We start from the raw sequence: 19,076 nt of genomic DNA, 5'->3' as shown, positions 1-19,076 counted from the left end.
CACACCGAGCCTTCAAGGAATGCCCATGACCGCTAGCCCCGTCACATCGGCGTCCGCGCCGCCGGTCGATGCCCCATCGCGAGCGTCCGACTCGTTCGTCGCGTATGTGCTGTCGCTGTGCGAGAACAAGCGGGCCCAGTCCGACCTGCGCACTGGCCTCGGCCAGCCCGTGGAACGCTGCAACTACCTGCACCGCCACCTCGTACGCCGACTGCCTGAGCACCAGCACCGTGACGCACGGCGCGCCCACTACGCGGTGGCCGCCCTGATCGCCGCCCGCCCGCGCTCGGCCCGCACCGCCGACGCGGAACGCACGAACTCTGCCGAGGCCCCGCCCCAGTGGTACGCGCGGCCGAATCTCGGTGCCAGTCTGGCTGCCGCGGTCAACGCCCTCCTCATCAAGCCCGATTCGGCCGAGGGCGACCTGCACCTCTTCGCCCGGCAAAGCAGCGACGCCCTCCACACGCGGCTGCCCGCGCTGACCCGGCACCTGCTGACCGGCGGCATCGCCATCGACTGGGCGGTGCTGCTGGAGGACCTCACCTGGTGGGACCGCGACCGCGACCGCATCGCCACCCGCTGGCTGGAGAGCTACTTCCGCACCGTCAACCCCGAGGGCAGCGACACCGCCGACACGGACGCCGACGCCCCCGTCACCGACACCCCGGACCTGCACGAGGAGAACATCTGATGGCCCTGTTCCTGGACCTGAGCGCCACTCAGTCGATTCCGGCGGCCAATCTGAACCGCGACGACCTCGGCTCGCCCAAGACCGTCCGCTACGGCAACGCCCCGCGCATCCGCGTCGCGAGCCAATCCTGGAAGCGCGTCATCCGTCACGGCGTCGAACAGGACCTGGGCGAGAAGGCAGCTCGCACCCGCCTGGTCCCGGTCAAGGTCCGCCAGACGCTCGAGCGTGCCGGCTGGCCCACCGACCTGGCCGCCTTCGCCGGAGCCCAAGTGGCCGCGAGCGCCGGCAAGAAGGGCATCGGCACAGAGAAAGAAGGCCACACCTCGGTGCTGCTCTTCCTGCCGGAAAGCGGCCTGGACGAGCTCGTCGCGGTCTGCGCCGAATACCGCGAGGCTCTGGAGCACAGCCTGAGCAAGAAGAAGCCCGGCCAAATCCTGCCGGCCGACCGCATCGAGGAGATCCTCAAGCGGCGCACCGCCTCAATCAGCCTCCTTGGTCGGATGCTCGCCGAACTGCCCGGCGCCAACGTCGACGGCGCCGCACAGGTCGCCCACGCCTTCACCACGCACGCCGCCGAACCCCAGCGCGACTACTTCACCGCCGTCGACGACTGGCTCGGCGAAGCCGACACCGGCAGCGGCCACCTGAACACCAGCGAGTTCAGCGCCGGAGTGTTCTACCGCTACGCCACCGTCAACATCACCGACCTGCTCACCAACCTCGACGGCGACGAAAAGGCCGCCCGCACCGTGCTGGGCTCCTTCGCCGAACACTTCCTGCTCTCCCTGCCCCAGGCGAAGAAGAACAGCACCGCCCCCCACACCGTCCCCGACCTCGCCTACCTAGCCGTTCGCACCCAGCGCCCCCTCTCCCTGGCCGCCGCCTTCGAAACACCGGTCAAGGACAGCGATGGCGGCTTCGCCACCGCCTCCCGCGCGGCCCTGGCCGCCTACGCCCACCAGCTCAACCGCCTCACCGGCAACCGCCACCGGCCCTTCCACGGCCACGCCGCCATCACCGACGACACCACGGACCTGACCCCGCTCGGAGCGGCGTACGACTCCTTCTACGACGTGATCGACGCCGCCTTGGAAGCGGCCCTGCCTGCCGCCGGGGAGCAGGCATGAGCGGGCTCGTGCTGCGGCTCGCCGGCCCCCTGCAGTCCTGGGGTGAACGCTCGGCGTTCACCCCCGAGCGGGACACAGCCCCCTTCCCCACGCGCTCGGCCATCGTCGGCATGTTCGCCGCTGCCGAAGGCATCCCCCGCCACGACACAGCGGCCCTTGGCCGCTATACAGCCCTGGAGTTCACCGTCCGCGTCGACCGGCCCGGCCTCCGGCTCGTCGACTACCACACCGTCGGCGGAGGCCAGCCCAAGGACAAGACGGCTGCCACCAGCGGCGGCAAGAACAAGGGCGCCGCGGTGATCACCCGCCGCCACTACCTGGCCGACGCCGTCTTCGTTCTCGCCGTCACCGGCCCTCACGACACCATCACCCGCATCGCCGAGGCCCTCCGCCACCCGCACTGGTCGCCCTACCTGGGCCGCCGCTCCTGCGTTCCGGACGAGCCACTCCTGCTGCGTACCAACGCCACCGACCTGGCAGGAGAACTGCTGCACCACGTGCCGCTGGCTCCAGACCCCGCCCGCGCCGAGCCGCAAGACGGCACCGTCCCGGTCACCTTCCTCTGGGAGCGGCCACCGGCCCCCCGTCCGGACGGCACCGACACCCTCACCATCAACGACATGCCGCGCAGCTTCGCACCGCACAGCCGCAGCCATGAGCGGCGCCGTCTGTACCGCACGGTGGAACAAGTCCCCGCCCAGCTAGCCGTCAGCTCTCACACCCTGCACCAGCAACTGATCGACTACGCCACGAAGGAGGTCGCTGCATGAGCCCCCGCGCGGCGCTCGCCCGCATCCGCCTCAACCCCCACAGCCGCGCCGTCCAGTGCGACCTGCGGGACGCCACCGACATGCACCGCACCCTCATGCGGCTGGTCCCCGACCGCCTCGGCGAGTCCCCCCGCCAAGCGGCGGGACTTCTGTACCGCCTCGACGAGACCGAGACCGCCAGCACCATCCTTGTGCAGGCCGCCACCCTCGACCCCGCACGCCTGCCCGACGGTTATGGCCACACCGAGGTGAAGGACCTTGCCCCGATGTTCGCCGCTCTGAAGAAGGGTCGCGCCGTCCGCTACCGCATCGTCGTCAACCCGGTCAAAACCGAACGACTTCCCCTGGAACAAAAGGGCCAGCGTGGCAAACGCACCCCACTGACCGGTCCCGACGCCGACCAATGGTGGACCCGCCGCGCCACCGAGGCCGGACTCGAACTGCGCACCCTGCTCCCCACCCCGGTCACCGCCGCACAACCACGCCGCAACGGAGCGCCTCCCATGCGGCACCACCTGGTGCGCTACGACGGCACCGCCACCATCACCGACCCCGATGCCCTCACCGACGCCGTACTGACCGGCATCGGACGGGCCAAGTCCTACGGCGCCGGCCTGCTCAGCCTTGCCCCGGCCGGCACGGCGTGAGCACCCTCCACAGGGGCGGCGAGGCCCGCCGACGTCTCGCCGCCCCCACCCTCGCCATGCTCCCGCGCATCGCGGACTCTCTGTCCTTCCTCTACCTCGACATGGTCCGTGTTGTTCAAGACGACACTGGCGTCTGCGCCCAGATCCAGGTCAACGAGGACCGCACTGACACGGTCTACATCCCCACCGCCGCCCTCACCTGCCTGCTCCTCGGCCCCGGCGTGTCCATCACCACCCGCGCCCTGACCACTCTCGCCCGCCACGGCACCAGCGTGGTGTGCACCGGAGCGGGAGGCGTCCGCACCTACGCCGGCATCCTGCCTGACTCTCTGACCACCCACTGGCTCGAACGTCAGGTGACCGCCTGGTCCGACCCACAACGACGGCTGGACGTCGCGGTGCGCATGTACGAGATGCGCTTCGGCGAGGACACCGTTCCCGACGGCACCACCCTTGCCCAACTACGCGGCATGGAAGGCCAACGCATGAAGGCCCTCTACAAACTCCTCGCCAACAAACACGGCATCGGACGCTTCCGCCGCAACTACCACCCCGACCAGTGGCACCAACAAGACCCGGTCAACCTGGCGCTGTCAGCCGCCAACACCTGCCTGTACGGCATCGTTCATGCCGCCGTGCTGGCCCTGGGCTGCTCACCCGCCCTCGGCTTCGTCCACACCGGCACGCAGCATGCCTTCGTCTACGACATCGCCGATCTCTACAAAGGCGAGTCCACTCTCCCTGTCGCCTTCTCCCTCCACCAAGCGACCAATCCCGAACAAGAAGCCCGCCGGAAATTCCGTGAAGACCTCCGCCTCGTCAGGCTGCTGCCCCGCATCATTCGTGACATCCAGACCCTCCTCAGCCCCGGCGCCAGCAGCGATGATGACCTCGCAGAGGGCCACGACGTCCGCATGGTCCACCTCTGGGATCCGAAGACGGGGCCCCTTCCCGCCGGGGTGAACTACGCACCGGACGGAGACTGACGTGCCCTCCATGCTCGTGATTGCCACCACTGCAGTCCCCGACCACCTCCGTGGAGCCCTCAGCCGCTGGACCACCGAAGTCGTCCCCGGCATCTTCGTCGGCACCGTCTCCGCCCGCGTACGCGACCAACTCTGGGACGCTGTCAAGGAAATCGTCGGCGACGGTGCCGCCGTACTCGTACACCCCGCTCCAACGGAGCAGGGCTACGCCATCCACACAGCCGGCACCCGTCGCCGTGTTCCCATGGACTTTGATGGACTCACCCTCATGCGGATGACCGCAACTCCGCAGCGGCCAGGAACGGTAAAGAGAGAGCAAAGTGCGGGATAGTCTGCAGGTCACGAAGTGTGCTCCCCGCCGACGCGGGGGTGTTCCGCCGCCGCCGGTCGCCGCCACTCCCGAATACATGTGCTCCCCGCCGACGCGGGGGTGTTCCGTAGAGGTGCCCGACGTGGCCAAGAGTACCCGGGTGCTCCCCGCCGACGCGGGGGTGTTCCGAAGGCCGTCGACTCCTCAAGCGATGAGGACAGGTGCTCCCCGCCGACGCGGGGGTGTTCCGCAGTCTCATCGAGTTGCGCGGCGGAGGGTTCCGTGCTCCCCGCCGACGCGGGGGTGTTCCCCAAAGGATGTCCTCGACGCGGCCGACGCCGCCGTGCTCCCCGCCGACGCGGGGGTGTTCCGAATGATCATGCGGAATGAGTTCACATGTGGACGTGCTCCCCGCCGACGCGGGGGTGTTCCGTCCCGGCGGATGACCTCAAGCAGGAAAGCGCAGTGCTCCCCGCCGACGCGGGGGTGTTCCGCTCAGCACGGTCATGGACGAGACCAAGCGGCGGTGCTCCCCGCCGACGCGGGGGTGTTCCGTCGCCACCGTGCCCGCCACCACCGAGACCATCGTGCTCCCCGCCGACGCGGGGGTGTTCCGTCGTGGAAGCCTGGCGCGGCGTGCAGGGCGGGGTGCTCCCCGCCGACGCGGGGGTGTTCCGATGGTGTGGGGGAAGAACACGGCCTCGATCTGGTGCTCCCCGCCGACGCGGGGGTGTTCCGCTCGGCGCCTACTCCACCCAGGGCCTGGCGCGGTGCTCCCCGCCGACGCGGGGGTGTTCCGTTGAGACCTGCTGAGCCATCAGCCGTTCCGCCGTGCTCCCCGCCGACGCGGGGGTGTTCCGCTGATCGACGGGCGCGCCCCTGGCCGCGACTCGTGCTCCCCGCCGACGCGGGGGTGTTCCGTTGATGATGTCCGTCTCGGAGGTCACGGTGCCGTGCTCCCCGCCGACGCGGGGGTGTTCCGAACAGCAGAGCGTCACGGAAGGTCTCTTGTGAGTGCTCCCCGCCGATGCGGGGGTGTTCCGCCCTGGAATGGCACCCCGGCGTCCGTCCCCCTGTGCTCCCCGCCGACGCGGGGGTGTTCCGCTCGGCGAGCGCCTGGACTACGCCTGGCGCAAGTGCTCCCCGCCGACGCGGGGGTGTTCCGGTGCAGTTCATCGGCGGTGAGCCGACCATGCAGTGCTCCCCGCCGACGCGGGGGTGTTCCGCTGGACGAGCCGGGCGACATCCCTCGGGTGGCGTGCTCCCCGCCGACGCGGGGGTGTTCCGCCGTGCAGTCCCGCCTCAAGGAACAACCCGACGTGCTCCCCGCCGACGCGGGGGTGTTCCGAATGATCATGCGGAATGAGTTCACATGTGGACGTGCTCCCCGCCGACGCGGGGGTGTTCCGATGTCGTCGAGCCCGGCGAACACCCGGTTCTGGTGCTCCCCGCCGACGCGGGGGTGTTCCGCGCGCCGGATCATCGCCGACTTCGCGACCTCAGTGCTCCCCGCCGACGCGGGGGTGTTCCGATGGCCGACTACCGCGGCAGCTTCAAAGCGGCGTGCTCCCCGCCGACGCGGGGGTGTTCCGGCGCCGGAGGGTCACAGGCCTGACTGGCTCTCGTGCTCCCCGCCGACGCGGGGGTGTTCCGTACCGGGCCCCGGAGGGGCACGTCCCGCCGTGGTGCTCCCCGCCGACGCGGGGGTGTTCCGTAGTCGGTGGTGCCCTCCGACAGGAGCGGCCAGTGCTCCCCGCCGACGCGGGGGTGTTCCTTCTGGATGGTGCTGCGGCCAACGCCGAGGGCCGTGCTCCCCGCCGACGCGGGGGTGTTCCGCGCCAGGGGGTGTCGTACCGGGCGGCGTGGGAGTGCTCCCCGCCGACGCGGGGGTGTTCCGGACAACATGCAGCTCCTGGTCCTGAACGCCAAGTGCTCCCCGCCGACGCGGGGGTGTTCCGAAGATCACCGCCGCGTTCGCCGGACTGCTGGCGTGCTCCCCGCCGACGCGGGGGTGTTCCGCTCCAGGACGGAGGCTCCCTGTCGCTGGAGATGTGCTCCCCGCCGACGCGGGGGTGTTCAACACGTGCTCCCCGCCGACGCGGGGGTGTTCCGCTCACCGCCCTGGCCGCCCGTCTCATGGGGAAGTGCTCCCCGCCGACGCGGGGGTGTTCCGCACCCGCCGACCTCGTCCATGCCCTTGCCGATGTGCTCCCCGCCGACGCGGGGGTGTTCCGCTGTTCGATGGTCAGGAGCCGAATCACCTCTGGTGCTCCCCGCCGACGCGGGGGTGTTCCGGTGGGGGCCTGCCCCCGTGGGCCCGCATTGCCGTGCTCCCCGCCGGCGCGGGGGTGTTCCGGGCGGCACGGACGCGAACTTCGTGCTCACCGGGTGCTCCCCGCCGACGCGGGGGTGTTCCGATCCCGCCGTCCGCGTCGGCACACTCCTGCAGGTGCTCCCCGCCGACGCGGGGGTGTTCCCTGTTGGATTGGGCCGGGCAGGCCGCCGAAGCCGTGCTCCCCGCCGACGCGGAAGTGTTCCGCCACCGGCCGCACCTGACCACCTCCGCTGGGTGTGCTCCCCGCCGACGCGGGGGTGTTCAACACGTGCTCCCCGCCGACGCGGGGGTATTCCGAGGTCGAGGCCGAGCTGCGCCCGCTTATCGCTGTGCTCCCCGCCGACGCGGGGGTGTTCCGCTGCTCATCGTCGTCGACGAGGCCGGCGGTATGTGCTCCCCGCCGACGCGGGGGTGTTCCGGGCACCATCGCCACCCTCTACGGCTCCGGCCAGTGCTCCCCGCCGACGCGGGGGTGTTCCGCCGGATGCGCGTGAGCGCATGTACCAGCTGGGGTGCTCCCCGCCGACGCGGGGGTGTTCCGCAGACCTACACCCTCAACGCCGGCGCCATCGTGTGCTCCCCGCCGACGCGGGGGTGTTCCGCTCTACGACAGCGCCAGCGACCCCGAACCGGGGTGCTCCCATGCCGACGCGGGGGTGTCCGCCGGCGTTCGCGCAGCTGGCCATCTCGCCGCGTTGCTCCCCGCCGACGCGGGGGTGTTCCGAGCCAGGATGATCTCGCGTACGCGCTGTCCGCGTGCTCCCCGCCGATGCGGGGGTGATCCGAACTGGAAAGTGGCCACAACCGTCATCCCCTGTCTCGCCGAGAGCCGTCTATCGGTGTGCGCGCAGGTATGCCCACATCGCGCCCAGGGCGGCGACTGCGAGCGCCGAAAGAGCGTCGGTGACACCTCCGGGCGTGGTTGCCTTCTCGCCGGCCACCAGAATGCCCGTGGCGATCAGGAAGTGCGGCAGGAAGAAGAGGATGGCGCGACCAGTACGGATGGGGTTCACGGTTACCTCCCTTGAGGGTGCAGCGGCCAGTTCTTGAGGCGTTGACGGAGTGCACTGAGGTTGGCTTCAGCCTGTGGGATGGGGACTTCTTGCAGGAGCACAGTGATCTCACTCGCCTCCACCAGGGCTTGCGGGCGTGGCAGGCGCCGCCAGCAGCCGACTGCGTTGCTGACGGCGCGAACGGTGGTCTTGTGCGTCGGCCCGAGGAGTACGTTCCACGCCTTGGCGATGTAGGTCCAGATCTGCATCGCGTACCGCACATCCCGCATGATCCAGGCAATGTCGCCGCGGACGCTCCCCGCAGCCAGCGTGTAGAGGTGGGTTGGGCCGTACTGGGACGTCAGTTCCCCTATCAGCTGGTCCGCGTCTGCGGCTGCTTCACCCAAGCGGCCGTTCCGAGCGGTGGCACAGACGGCCTGCAGCTGTGTCCTGAACGGTTCGGGCAGCGGTTCGTACGGGCGGTCGGCAGGAAGAGGCTCATCCCAGGGCAGGCCGATCGCTGACGGGGGGTCGGGCGGAGGTGGTGGTGCGGTCGTACGGTAAGCCTCCGGCGAAGCGGCGTGTGCCCGGGCCGGGATGTCCTGCAGGGGCTGGCTGGTGCCGTCGGTGTTGACCTGGATGCCCATGATGTAGTGGGCCTGCTCGTCGCGGATGTTGGCGCGGACGGGCGCTTCGAGAGCTGCGGCCTCAAGTCGGAGGTGGGAGAGGACGGCCTCGTTGAGCGAGGTGCCCGGAGGTGGGGCGAAGAACTCGTCATCGATGAAGCAGGCCCCGTCGGGGGTGATACGGACCTGGACGATCGCGTCGGTGGCGTTCACGGCGTCTACTCCTTTCCGGCCTGGGAGGTGTCAGATCGTGCTGCTGCCGCCGGCTCCGGGAAAGGCGGGTTCGGCCCAGCCTCGGTAGCGCAGGCGCCAGGTTCCCTCGGTGAGGTCCTTTCGATGGACGATGCCGATGGCCCCGTCTCTCGCGATGTCGTTGCTTGCCACCATGTCGTTGCCCAGGTACAGGGCGACGTGGCCAGCTGACTCGCCGGTGTCGTAGAACAGCAAGGCGCCGGGCGGCGGGGCGTTGTCGCCGGGGTGAGCGAGGCCCATGTCGACCAGGCGGTTCCAGTGCGCGTTAGCGGTGACGGATCCGCTGTTGAGCCACCCGTAGGCTTGTGCGACGAAGTTGTCGCACCGTCGGTACCAGCCGGTGCTTCCGGCTGCACGGCGGGCCGCGGTGATCGCCTGAGCCGGGGAGCGGGGGTTCTTCGTCGTGAAGTGGGCGGCGGGGTCGTCGCTGCCGTCGCTCTCGCAGCCGGTGGAGACCGAGGTCACGGCGTGAGTGCCCCATGTCTTGGCAACCAGTGCACCGGCGTCCTGCTCCCACTTGGCATACGCGTCAGGAGTTCCGCTCCTCTGGACTGCCTGCGCCACCTTGGTCAGGGGCTTGGTCTGCCAGCCAGCGACCTTGACCAGGGCGTCGTAGAACTTGCCCGAGGCGTAGACCGGGTCAGTCAGCTGGGCGACCGTTCCCCATCCCTGGCTCGGGCGTTGCTGGAAGAGGCCGATGCTGTCCCGATCACCATGGTCAAGGTTGTCAAGACTGGATTCCTGCATGGCCGTGGCCACCGCTATGACCGCGGCGCGCGGGGCGAGCCCTCGAGTGCGAGCGACGTTGGTGATGGTGGCGGCGTTTCGTATCCGGGCCGTGCTCCACGTCGCATGGGTCTGCGGGCCCTGTGGGTGGAGCGGGACGATGACCTGAGACTCGGAGGGCTGGGTCGATCCGTCGAATGTCACCGGGGCACCGGCCGGACCAGTGCCGCTCTGCCCGTCGCCGACAGGCTCCAGACCTCCGTTGCAGGTCTGGGCGTTGGCATCGCCGGTCGCCCCGGCCACTACGAAGGTGCTCAGGGCCAACACGGGCATGAACGTCACGAACACCGCGACGGTGACGTTGCGAACGGCCTTCACCCGACCCTCCGTGGTCATAAACAAGTGTGAATGACATGGACTAGTAGACCATCAACGCCCCCTGTCGGCTATGAGAATGCGCCGCACGCCGGGTGCCGCCCCACAGAACAGGGCGGAGGTGGTCGCAGTGCTGATGGGTCAGTCGCTTTCGACCTTGCGGGCCGACGTCTCACTCCGCTGCAGGCTGTCCATCACCGCGCCCTCGACTGTCCGCGGTCAACCCGCTGCTTCGTCGACGGTCGGGAAGTCACGCGTCACATAGGCGCTGAGCTGGGCGTTTGGCGGCCCGTCGAGCCTCCACCTGAGGGTCGAGGTCGGTCGGCTGCTCCGGCATGTGTCTACCTCGCGCAGAACTCAGCGGGGCGCCATCGATGAGTCTCGGCTGCCGGATGGGCGATGGCAGCCCATCCTCGCCTTTGTCAGAGTCGTAAACACTTGTTGTCAATCTCCGACCTATGTACCTTGGGGCCGCTTCGGCCCGCAGTGGGTCCAGCTCCACGATGCGAGGACGCGGAAGGAGTGACGGTGGCTGTCGTAGAGCACGTGGTGATGCTGGCCGCCAACGGCAGCATCGGGAATCTGGTCAACGGGATAGCGCCGGACTGGGGGCCGTTCGCCGCACTGGGCAACACGGCACGCACGGTGATTCAGGCGATCATGGCGGGGGTCGTGCTCGCCCTGCTGGGGCGGGCAGCTCTTGGCGCCTTCCACATCAAGGTGGGCGAGGGGCAGCACGACGTGGCGCAGGTCTCCAAGGGCAAAAAGGAGGTCGGCGGTTCCCTGGTCGGCGCGTTCGTCGTCGGTTCGCTCGGCACGATCTTCACGATCGTCTACGGCATGGGAATCTGAAATGCCGCGCAACGCTTCACCCCAGCGCCGTGGTACGAAGACGCTCGGCGGAGATGACAGCGAGGCAACTCAGGGTAATAAACCGTGGTGGCGCGGCCCGGTGATCGCCGGCGGGCTGTTCGCCGTCCTGCTCATCCTGGCTGTCGTGGTCAACCTCACGCAGGGCGCCGACAGTTCGAATCGGCCTGACGGGAGTACCAGCCATGGTCGCCGGTCAAGTGCTGTGCCGGGAAACGAAACTGGCGGCGCCGGAGGGAACGCACAGACCTCCGTCTTGAAGTTGGTCGATGGTGTTCCGGTCGGCTACCCCCACTCGCCCGCCGGCGCGATTCAGGCCGCTGTCAACTACCAGATCGCCCGGTCCTCGGCGAAGTACTTCACCGACACGCCTACACGGCACAAGATCATCGCCGCGATGGCGACATCGGAGGCCCGCGACAGGCTGACCGACAACGACGACACCGGCATGAAGCAGGTGCTCTCCTCGCTCGGCATCAGCGACGCCAACGCCGACAGGCTCGTGGCACGGGCTGCACCGATGGGCACCAAGACCGTCAGCTACACCGGCCAGGTCGCCACTGTCGAAGTCTGGATGGCCGGGCTGATCGGCATCGCGAGCGACGAGGCGCCGCTTCCCGTCTCGGCGTCCTGGACCACCTGCACACTCACCCTCGAGTGGGAGAGGGGGGACTGGAAGCTCGCGTCAGTCACATCGGTCAACGGTCCGACACCGGTATCCACCGGCAGTGATCCGAGTTCGGTCCACGAGTTCCGCACAGCTGATCAGGAGTTCGATGCGCCTCCCTACATCGGCTGAGAACAGGCAGCACCTGCGTACGCGACTGCTTGTACTGACTGGGCTGACGACCACCTTCCAGGTGCTCTTCGCCGCGAGGCAGGCGCACGCCAACGAGTTCAGTGACTGGTCATGCAAGAACATCCCCTTCGCGGACAAGATCTGTAACACGGTCGAGGCCACGAACAAGGCCGTCGACTTCACGACTGATCCGCTGGGGTACATCGCCCAGTTCTTCAACAACGCGGTGACCTCGCTGTTCACCCAGATGATCAAAGCCCTGCTGTCGACCACCCGGATCGACTGGGGTAACCCCGGGTTTCTGCGCACCTACAGCATGGCGTTCGCCGCTTCAGCGGTGCTCACGGTGATCCTCTGGCTGATCGCGGCGGCCAAGCGCGCTCTGCAAGGAGTTCCGCCGTTGCAGGCGTTGGGCGAGTCGATCGGCTTCCTGCTGATCTCGGTGGTGGTCTCGGCACTGGCTCCCGCCGCCGTTGCCTACGTCACTGAGCTCTTCGACGAGGCCGCCGAGGCGATGTTCGCGCCGGTCGCCGGGGACGCGGCGAGCATGGTGGTCACCGTGACTGCTGGGATGGCCGCGCTCATGGCGATCCCAGGGGGCGCTGTCATCGTCATCTTTCTGGCGATGTGCATGCTCACCGCGGTAGCGGGGGTCTGGCTGGAGTTGATCGTCCGCAATGCGCTGATCCTGGCCGGGTTGGTGTTCGGCGCCTCGGTGTTCAGCGGGCTGGTGGACAGGAGCCTGTGGAACCACACCAAGCGGTGGGTCGGCGTGATGGGTGCCATCATCGCCAGCAAGTACGTCACCTTGACCACCATCGCTCTGGCCACAGGCATGCTGTCCACCAGCGGCCACGGGGACGTGTCGGTCGTGCAGGCATTCGCAACGGTCTTTACCGCACTTGCTTTGCTCTTCCTGGCGTTGTTCTTGCCGTTCTCCCTGGCGAAGTTCCTCCCGCTTGTCGGGGACGAGTTGCAGCACATGTATCAAGCCCGCGACGACTTCAAAGGCCGAGCGCAGAACCTCGGAAGTCAAGTTGGTGACACCTTCGGGGAGCTCAGAAGCCGGTTCGGCGGCGGATGGGCAGGCGGAGACGATGGCGCCGCCGACGACCCTCGTGGAAGCGCAGCCAATGGCGGTGACGGCGGTGGTGGTGAGCCAGAGACCGGCACCGGGGAGGAGGCCGCGGGAGCTGAGGGCGCAGCGGCATCCACTGGGGTCGGCGCGGCTGCCGTGGCAGGCAAGCAGGGCGCCGACATGGCCAAGGACCAAGCCGAAAGTGCGGCCGACCGTGCCGCGGACGGCGCTTTGGCAGGCACCGGCGATGACGCCCACGCTGCCCCAGACACGCCAGCGCCTCGCCCGGAGACCGGTGCCGGCGGAACCGTTGGCAGCGGGCCAGGGACGCCTGAGTCGGGCCCCGACGGGCCGACGGGCTTCTCCACAGAACACATGCCGCCGCCGTCCGCACCTGTACTCGACCACACCGCCGTACACGACAACGCCGGCGATGCTCCGGCGGCTGCTCCGCCGTCATGGCCGCTCCCCGAGCCGACGGTCGAGGAGCCACCGCCGGGCCCTGACGACGATCAGCTGAGATGACCGAGTTCGTGACGATCGGAAGTTTGTCCAATGGCGCGTACCTTTACCTTTCCGAGGCCGCGGCCGCGCGGCCTGCTCGGTCGGAAGCTCGAGGCCGACGAGCAGCTCATCCTCGGTGCGGGGTTCGTCGGCGGTCTGGGCCTGGTCTGGGTGCTGAGCAGCGTCGTTCTCAAGCTCATCGCCTTCTCGGTGATAGCCGGAGGCTGTGCCTGGGCAACGCTCGCTCCGTACAAGGGGCGGACCTATCTCAAGTGGTTCGAGATCAACCGGACTTACAAGCGGCTCTTGCGTGACGGTTCGCTGCTGTACCGCTCCAAGGCCCCGCACGCGGGTCGGATGGGTGACGGGCGCCGAGTGGCGATCGATGTGCCGCCGGGCGTGCCGCAGGACATGGAGTGGATCTCGGCACGAACTGCGTTCGGGCAGATCGCGATCGTCCTCCAGCCGCACGAGCTGATGTTCACCGCGGCCGTGGAAGTGGAGGCGATGCGGGACTTCGGCAGCCTGGACACCGACGACAAGGAGGCGCTGATCCGGGCGTACGAGTTCCTGCTGAAGTCGACGGCGGACAGCGGCGGCCGGATCCGCCGTCTGCAGTGGATCGCCCGGATCATCCCCACCGACCCCAATGCTCACGTCAGAGACGCGGCCTCGCGCCGTGATCCACAGGCACCAGCCTGGCTCGACCACTCATACGGCGAGCTGGTCCGCCAGGTTGCGGTCACCGCCGAGGATCGGCGGTTGATTCTCGCGCTGGGCATCCCTTACACCTCCGAGCTCGTCGCGGAGGCACGCCGCTACAACACTCTCCACGAGGGGTACGCCATCACCCTGGGCAAGGAGATCGAGGCGTTCATCCGCTCGCTGGCACGCGGTCAGCTGCGTCATGTGCGCAACCTGGACGAGGCCGGCCTCGCCTCGTACCTGCACCACGCCTACGACCCCGCCCACTGGATCGACGACACCACTGGCATGGACCGGGTCACCGCCTGGCCTGCCGAACTCGACGCGCGCCCGGCCGACCACATGGTCTCCCGTGGCTGGGAGGCCTCTCCGGACCCCTGGTACTCGCGAACGGCATGGATCAAGGAGTGGCCCGTTCTGCCCGTCGGCATCAACTTCCTCGCCCCGCTGCTGCTGTACGTCCAGGAGGTCATCGTGTCGATGTCGGTGACCATGCACCTCGTTCCCACGGACCAGGCCATCACCGAGGCGATGGCAGACGCCACCAACGAGCTGGGGCAGGCAGACAAGCGGGCCGGGAAGATCGAGGACCCACGCGAGCAGAAGGCGCAGAAGGCGTCCCTGTCCACCATGCAGGAGATCGCCAACGGCGCGGCCGGCATCCGTCTGGCCGGCTGGCTCACCGTCACCTCCGCCAGCAGCGAGGCACTGCGCCGCGACACCGACACCATCCGCAATGCCGCCACTCGCAGTGGGCTGCGCCTGGAGTGGTGCGACAAGGAGCACCACCGGGCCTTCGCCAACACGTTGCCGTTCACCGGCGGCCTGCTGACGGAAGGACGCTGATCAGACGTGCTGGAGATGGTGCGCACCCAGACGCAGACGAGGCGCCGGGCAATCCGCTCGACCTCCGCCAATGCCTGCGGCCTGTACCCAGCCGTGGGCGCGGCCAGCATGGACCCGCGCGGTGTGATCATCGGGAGGGAGGCCTACAGCGGCAAGGCGTACATCTTCGACCCGTTCATCCTGTACGACCCGAAGGCGCGCGTGCGCCTGCCCAGCCCGCACGTGTTGGTCCTGGGAAAGTCCGGGCACGGCAAGTCGGCGTTGGAGAAGACTTACGTGTTGCGGCAACTGCGGTTCCGTGACCGCAACTTCTGCGTGCTGGATGCTCAGGGTGAAGACGGCGCGGGGGAGTGGGACGGCATCGCCCGGGAGCTGGGCATCAAGCCGATCCGCCTGGTCTACGGAGACACGGGTACCGGCGACGGCATCCGTATCAATCCCCTCGACCCGAGGATTCCGGTCGAGCACCAGTTCAAGGTGCTGGTGTCGATGACGGAGATCCTGGCCGGCGGGCCACTGTCCTCGCGGACGAGGTTCGCCCTCGCGGAGGCGCACAGAACCGCTTCCGCGGCGGGTCGCGCGGACGGCCGCGTGCCCGTGTTGTCAGACGTCCTCGACGCGCTCACCGCCCCGCACGAGGCGCTGCTCGGCCAGCAGAAGGTCAGCCCGGAGGAGCTGAGCCATTGGGGCCAGCCGGCCGCGCTGGCGCTGGACGAGCTGTGCAACCCCGAACGGGACCTGGCCGGACTGTTCGACGGCCCGACCAGTGCGGGAATCGACCTGGACGCCCGCCTGATCGTCTTCGACCTGACCCGTCTGCCGCGCGAGGGTGAGGCCATGCCGCTGCTCATGGCGGTCATCGGCCCGTGGATCCGATTCGGGTGGATCAAGCCGGGCGACAACATCAAGAGAACCTTGATCGTCGAAGAGGCCTGGCACATCCTCAGCCACCGCCCCGTCGCCCGCCTCTTCGAGGAACTGGTCAGGTATGGCCGCCGTCTCGGGCTCTCGTTCTGGGCCATCCTGCACCACCTTGCCGATCTGGTCCTGGAAGAGGCTCCGGAAGCCGCAGCGATCCTCAAGCTCACGGCGACGCGGGTGGTGTACCACCTGGACCGGGACGAGGCCGAAAAGACCGCAGACTACCTGGGGCTGACCTCCTGGGCGCGCAGATGCTTGCCGGACGGCGCGAACATCTGCGCGCCCGGACGGGCGATCTGGCAGGTCGGATCCCGCATCAACCTGGTCGAACATATTCGAACGGCGACCGAGATCCGGTTGACTGACACAAACCGGCGCATGACCGAGCGGCCCAGCACGGAAGCGGTGGCGATCACTGCACCGGTGATCCGCCTCCGCAAGGGAGCCGCCGCATGATGCCCAAGGCTGCCGTCCCCAGGACCGCCGTACGGCTGCGGCTCGGCCGCGACGCCCTATGGGTCATTCCAGTACTCGGCGCTTGCCTGCTCACCGCGCTGGTGTGGGCCTCTGCGGTGCTGTCCGGGCTGCTGGAGTACGGCCAGCCGGCGGCGGTCGGCTGGAACGCGGCCGGAAGCGGCATACCGGCGGTCCTCTCGCATCCCGGCGACCCGGTTGCCGCTTGGCCTCACGCCGGCGTCGGCGGGCCGGCTGCTTTCTGGGGCTCGTTCACGGTGCTGCTGGTCGCGTATGGCTACGTCGCGTGGAAGGGCTACTGGTGGTGGAAGCGGCGGGGTGCCGATGGCGCCGGCGGTATGGCTACCGCTGCGCAGTTGGAGAAAGCCATGGGGGAGAAGCAGGCCTTGACCCGGGCCTCCTCCCTGCGCCCGCTCCTGTATGAGAAGGACCCGAGCTCGATCACCATCCGGCATGTCGCTGTGCACATCGGCCACGCCGATCCCTCGCACATCCCGCTGTGGATCACCATCGAGGAGAGCGCGGTCCTGGTAGCGCCGCCCCGAGAGGGCAAGACCAGCCAGATCATTCTCCCGGGGATCCTGGACTTCCAGGGCACGGTGCTGGCCACCAGCTCCAAGACCGACGTCCTCTACAACACCGCGGTGCTCCGCAAGGAGCAGGGCCCGGTGTGGGTTCTCGACCCGACCGGGCTGTCCGGCTGGCCCAACCAGCTGCGGTGGCCCCTGACCGCCGGGTGCGAGCGTTACCAGATCGCCCGCAAGCGGGCCGAGACGCTGGTCGCCACCACCAAGAGCGAAGAAGGCACCTCCAACGGCGGCTACTTCAGCCTGAATGCCAAGACCTTGATCACCTGCTGGCTGCACGCCGCCGCGCTGAACAAGCGGCCGGTGTCCGACGTGCTCAGCTGGGCGGCCGACCCGGACAACAGGGAGGCCGTCGACCTGCTCGCGCTGCAGGGCAAGCACGCCCTTGCCGAGGCCCTGGCCGGCCAGCACGCGGCCGCGGAGGAGGAGCGCAGCGCCACCTGGCGCACCGCCCAGCAGTCCTTCATCGCCCTGTACGACGACAAGGTCGCCGAGATCTTCGCCCCCAAGAGCGACGCGGAGGTCTTCGACATCGAGAAGTACCTCACCGAGGGCGGAACACTCTTCCTGATCGGTGAGGACGAAGAAGGCTCGGCGCTCGCCCCCTTGAACGCCGCGTTCGCCAAGGCGCTGTTCGACACGGCCAAGGCGATCGCCGGACGTGCCCCCAACGGTCGGCTGCCCATCCCGCTGGGCTGCTTCCTGGACGAGCTGGCCAACGTCGCTCCGCTGCCGGAGATCCCGAGCCTGATGAGCGTCTCCGGCTCCCAGAACATCTTCATCATGGCCGTCCTGCAGTCGTACGCCCAGGCGGAGGAGCGGTGGGGGCAGCTCGGGGTGCGCAAGATGATGGCGGCCGGGACGGTGAAGATCTTCCTCGGCGGCATCTCGGACCCCGAAGAGCTGAAGGCCTATTCCGCGTTGGCAGGGGAGTTCGACGAGGACGTCGCCTCTATCTCCGACGACGGAGACCGCGTGTCGGTCTCCACTTCGCTGCGCCGCCGCCCCGTGCTGGAGCCGGCCGACATCCGCATGATCCCCGAGCGCGGCGGGCTGGTCTTCCACCGCCGTACTCCGGCGGCCCTTGTGAGCTTCACCCGTGCTCACGAAGGCCCGCGCGCCGAGGAGATCAAAGCCGCCACCCGCGAGGCACGCGAGATCGTGGCTGGCCGCCGTGTGACGCTGGAGAAAGCAGGCGGCGTCGATGGCTAACGGATTCGACGAGCTGTTCCAAGCGATGGCCTCGATGAACGAAGAAGTCGTCTCCATCAACGCCGAGCTGGTGCTGCTCGGCGAGCGCGTGACGATGCTGGAAGAAGGCCGCATCGCCGGAAGCGGGGGCCGCACCGACGGCGCGGGCAACGAAGAGGAACGCGCCGTTGGTGCCCCGGTGTGCTGGGCTGACCTCGAACCAGCCGAGAGGGCGGCTCTCTGGCCGGAGTTCGTGGACTGGGTCATCTGGATGGCCGACCGCTACGAGGTGACCAACGACCAGCTTCCGCGGCAGTGCTGGTGGCGACATGGTTCCGTCGTTGAGGAGCTGACCGCGCTGTGGACTTCCCACCAGTCTGCCTACGCCCGCGGTGAGGACGCCGGATCTGCTCCGTACTTGTGGCAGGACGCCCTCGCCCGGGCGATCGAGCGCATAGGCCGCCTATGGGTCGGCACATGCCGCAACGGCCACCACCGGGAGCGGCACCGTGAGCGGTGGGGTGATGACGAGGAGTATCTCGCCCTCATTCTCGCTGCCGCACGTGCACCTGCACCTGCACCCGCCCCCACCGGTGGCGTCGGAGCCGGTGGGGAGCGTGGCAGCTCGACTGATCCACCCGACGAAGACTCCGCAGACGATGACACACCACCTGACATCAAGTAACCGGAGGAGTGATGTCAATGGCAATGAACCGGTACGGCGTAGAGGCTCGCGCCTATTGGAGGCGGTGGCTGCCCAAGCGTTACGCCGCCATCCCCGACCCCGTGGCCTTCTTCACCAACCTCGGTGAGCAGGTCGAGCAGCAGGTCGGCGACCTGTGGGACCGGTTGGTGGCCAACGACTGGCCGCCGGCGGACGAGACGCACGAGCAGCGTGTCAGGCGGCTGGGCATGCTCAAGGCTCGTGCCGAGTACGAAGTGCTGAGCGAGTTCGTGCGGCTGCCGCCCGAGCCCGAGGCGGCGGCGGAAGCAGACGCGGACGACGGGCTGCTCGAGAGTGACGAGCAGTACGCCGAGCGCATGCGGCGTACGCAGGAGCACACCGAGTGGCTCAGTTCCACTTCCGAGTCTCTGATCGACGGCACCACCACCTTGGACGACCTCACCGACGAGCAGCTGCGGCAGGTGCTCGACTACATGACGCCGTCCTTTCTGCGCCTGTTCGGTACCTCGGTAGAGGACCTGCGATCCCGGGGGCGCAACGTGTAGCGCGCCCCCACCCACCTCGGACCAGATCGACCCT

17 protein-coding genes and 2 CRISPR repeat arrays are annotated in these 19,076 nt (G+C 68.7%); of the genes, 14 read left to right on the top strand and 3 right to left on the bottom strand.

The features are described 5' to 3' along the window. The first annotated feature begins 25 nt into the window (after positions 1 to 25). Genes casB through cas2e form a run of 6 tightly spaced genes read left to right on the top strand, consistent with a single transcriptional unit; the run spans position 26 to position 4,552 of the window. Positions 26 to 691, top strand: coding sequence for a type I-E CRISPR-associated protein Cse2/CasB (casB, locus tag AB0K80_RS00255; protein WP_365664251.1), 666 nt, complete (start codon positions 26 to 28; stop codon positions 689 to 691). Next, positions 691 to 1,818 (top strand): type I-E CRISPR-associated protein Cas7/Cse4/CasC, encoded by a 1,128-nt coding sequence (gene cas7e / locus AB0K80_RS00250; RefSeq protein ID WP_365664249.1) that lies wholly within the window; start codon positions 691 to 693, stop codon positions 1,816 to 1,818. Before casB ends, cas7e begins: the two co-directional genes overlap by 1 nt. Further along, positions 1,815 to 2,588, top strand: a complete 774-nt coding sequence (cas5e, locus tag AB0K80_RS00245; protein ID WP_365664247.1) for a type I-E CRISPR-associated protein Cas5/CasD — start codon at positions 1,815 to 1,817, stop codon at positions 2,586 to 2,588. Before cas7e ends, cas5e begins: the two co-directional genes overlap by 4 nt. Continuing rightward, the gene (gene cas6e / locus AB0K80_RS00240; protein ID WP_365664245.1) at positions 2,585 to 3,235 is read left to right on the top strand and encodes a type I-E CRISPR-associated protein Cas6/Cse3/CasE; all 651 of its coding nucleotides are present in this window, start codon (positions 2,585 to 2,587) and stop codon (positions 3,233 to 3,235) included. Before cas5e ends, cas6e begins: the two co-directional genes overlap by 4 nt. Before the next feature lie 56 nt (positions 3,236 to 3,291). Further along, a complete protein-coding gene (cas1e, locus tag AB0K80_RS00235) occupies positions 3,292 to 4,221 on the top strand; it encodes a type I-E CRISPR-associated endonuclease Cas1e (RefSeq protein WP_365664243.1) in 930 nt (309 codons plus the stop codon). Between the two features lies 1 nt (position 4,222). After that, positions 4,223 to 4,552, top strand: a complete 330-nt coding sequence (gene cas2e / locus AB0K80_RS00230; RefSeq protein WP_365664241.1) for a type I-E CRISPR-associated endoribonuclease Cas2e — start codon at positions 4,223 to 4,225, stop codon at positions 4,550 to 4,552. Between the two features lie 17 nt (positions 4,553 to 4,569). Further along, a CRISPR array of direct repeats spans positions 4,570 to 6,611; the repeat unit is 29 nt; unit sequence GTGCTCCCCGCCGACGCGGGGGTGTTCCG. Positions 6,612 to 6,614: 3 nt separating this feature from the next. Then, positions 6,615 to 7,651: a CRISPR direct-repeat array (repeat unit 29 nt; unit sequence GTGCTCCCCGCCGACGCGGGGGTGTTCCG). A gap of 48 nt (positions 7,652 to 7,699) precedes the next feature. Here the strand turns inward: cas2e and AB0K80_RS00225 are convergent. The 3 genes from AB0K80_RS00225 to AB0K80_RS00215 are packed head-to-tail and all read right to left on the bottom strand — an operon-like array spanning position 7,700 to position 9,840. Beyond that, complete coding sequence (locus AB0K80_RS00225) at positions 7,700 to 7,879, bottom strand: hypothetical protein (protein ID WP_365664239.1); 180 nt, start codon at positions 7,877 to 7,879, stop codon at positions 7,700 to 7,702. Positions 7,880 to 7,881: 2 nt separating this feature from the next. Beyond that, positions 7,882 to 8,697 carry a hypothetical protein gene (locus tag AB0K80_RS00220; RefSeq protein WP_365664237.1) on the bottom strand — a complete coding sequence of 272 codons (816 nt, stop codon included), beginning with the start codon at positions 8,695 to 8,697 and terminating at the stop codon, positions 7,882 to 7,884. A gap of 30 nt (positions 8,698 to 8,727) precedes the next feature. Then, entirely contained in the window at positions 8,728 to 9,840 is a 1,113-nt protein-coding gene (locus AB0K80_RS00215; RefSeq protein WP_365664235.1) for a peptidase M23, read from the bottom strand. A gap of 525 nt (positions 9,841 to 10,365) precedes the next feature. Here AB0K80_RS00215 and AB0K80_RS00210 point away from each other — a divergent pair. The 8 genes from AB0K80_RS00210 to AB0K80_RS00175 all read left to right on the top strand — a co-directional run bounded on the left by AB0K80_RS00210 (position 10,366) and on the right by AB0K80_RS00175 (position 19,042). Further along, on the top strand, positions 10,366 to 10,689 hold the full coding sequence (locus tag AB0K80_RS00210; RefSeq protein WP_365664233.1) for a hypothetical protein: 324 nt from the start codon (positions 10,366 to 10,368) through the stop codon (positions 10,687 to 10,689). A 1-nt stretch (position 10,690) separates the two neighbouring features. Then, positions 10,691 to 11,506 (top strand): hypothetical protein, encoded by an 816-nt coding sequence (locus AB0K80_RS00205; protein WP_365664232.1) that lies wholly within the window; start codon positions 10,691 to 10,693, stop codon positions 11,504 to 11,506. A 61-nt stretch (positions 11,507 to 11,567) separates the two neighbouring features. Beyond that, complete coding sequence (locus AB0K80_RS00200; protein ID WP_365664230.1) at positions 11,568 to 13,109, top strand: hypothetical protein; 1,542 nt, start codon at positions 11,568 to 11,570, stop codon at positions 13,107 to 13,109. Positions 13,110 to 13,139: 30 nt separating this feature from the next. After that, positions 13,140 to 14,639 (top strand): SCO6880 family protein, encoded by a 1,500-nt coding sequence (locus AB0K80_RS00195; protein ID WP_365664228.1) that lies wholly within the window; start codon positions 13,140 to 13,142, stop codon positions 14,637 to 14,639. 15 nt (positions 14,640 to 14,654) lie between these two features. Continuing rightward, on the top strand, positions 14,655 to 16,016 hold the full coding sequence (locus AB0K80_RS00190) for an ATP/GTP-binding protein (RefSeq protein ID WP_365664915.1): 1,362 nt from the start codon (positions 14,655 to 14,657) through the stop codon (positions 16,014 to 16,016). Then, entirely contained in the window at positions 16,013 to 17,833 is a 1,821-nt protein-coding gene (locus AB0K80_RS00185; RefSeq protein ID WP_365664227.1) for a TraM recognition domain-containing protein, read from the top strand. Before AB0K80_RS00190 ends, AB0K80_RS00185 begins: the two co-directional genes overlap by 4 nt. After that, positions 17,826 to 18,497 carry a hypothetical protein gene (locus AB0K80_RS00180; protein ID WP_365664225.1) on the top strand — a complete coding sequence of 224 codons (672 nt, stop codon included), beginning with the start codon at positions 17,826 to 17,828 and terminating at the stop codon, positions 18,495 to 18,497. Before AB0K80_RS00185 ends, AB0K80_RS00180 begins: the two co-directional genes overlap by 8 nt. 17 nt (positions 18,498 to 18,514) lie before the next feature. Next, complete coding sequence (locus AB0K80_RS00175) at positions 18,515 to 19,042, top strand: hypothetical protein (RefSeq protein ID WP_365664224.1); 528 nt, start codon at positions 18,515 to 18,517, stop codon at positions 19,040 to 19,042. Positions 19,043 to 19,076 lie beyond the last annotated feature (34 nt).

It is taken from the genome of Streptomyces sp. NPDC052682 (assembly GCF_040678435.1).
Classification (GTDB): Bacteria; Actinomycetota; Actinomycetes; order Streptomycetales; family Streptomycetaceae; genus Streptomyces.
The sequence above is the reverse complement of the archived record's forward strand: the minus strand, read 5'-3'. Positions and strand labels throughout refer to the sequence as shown.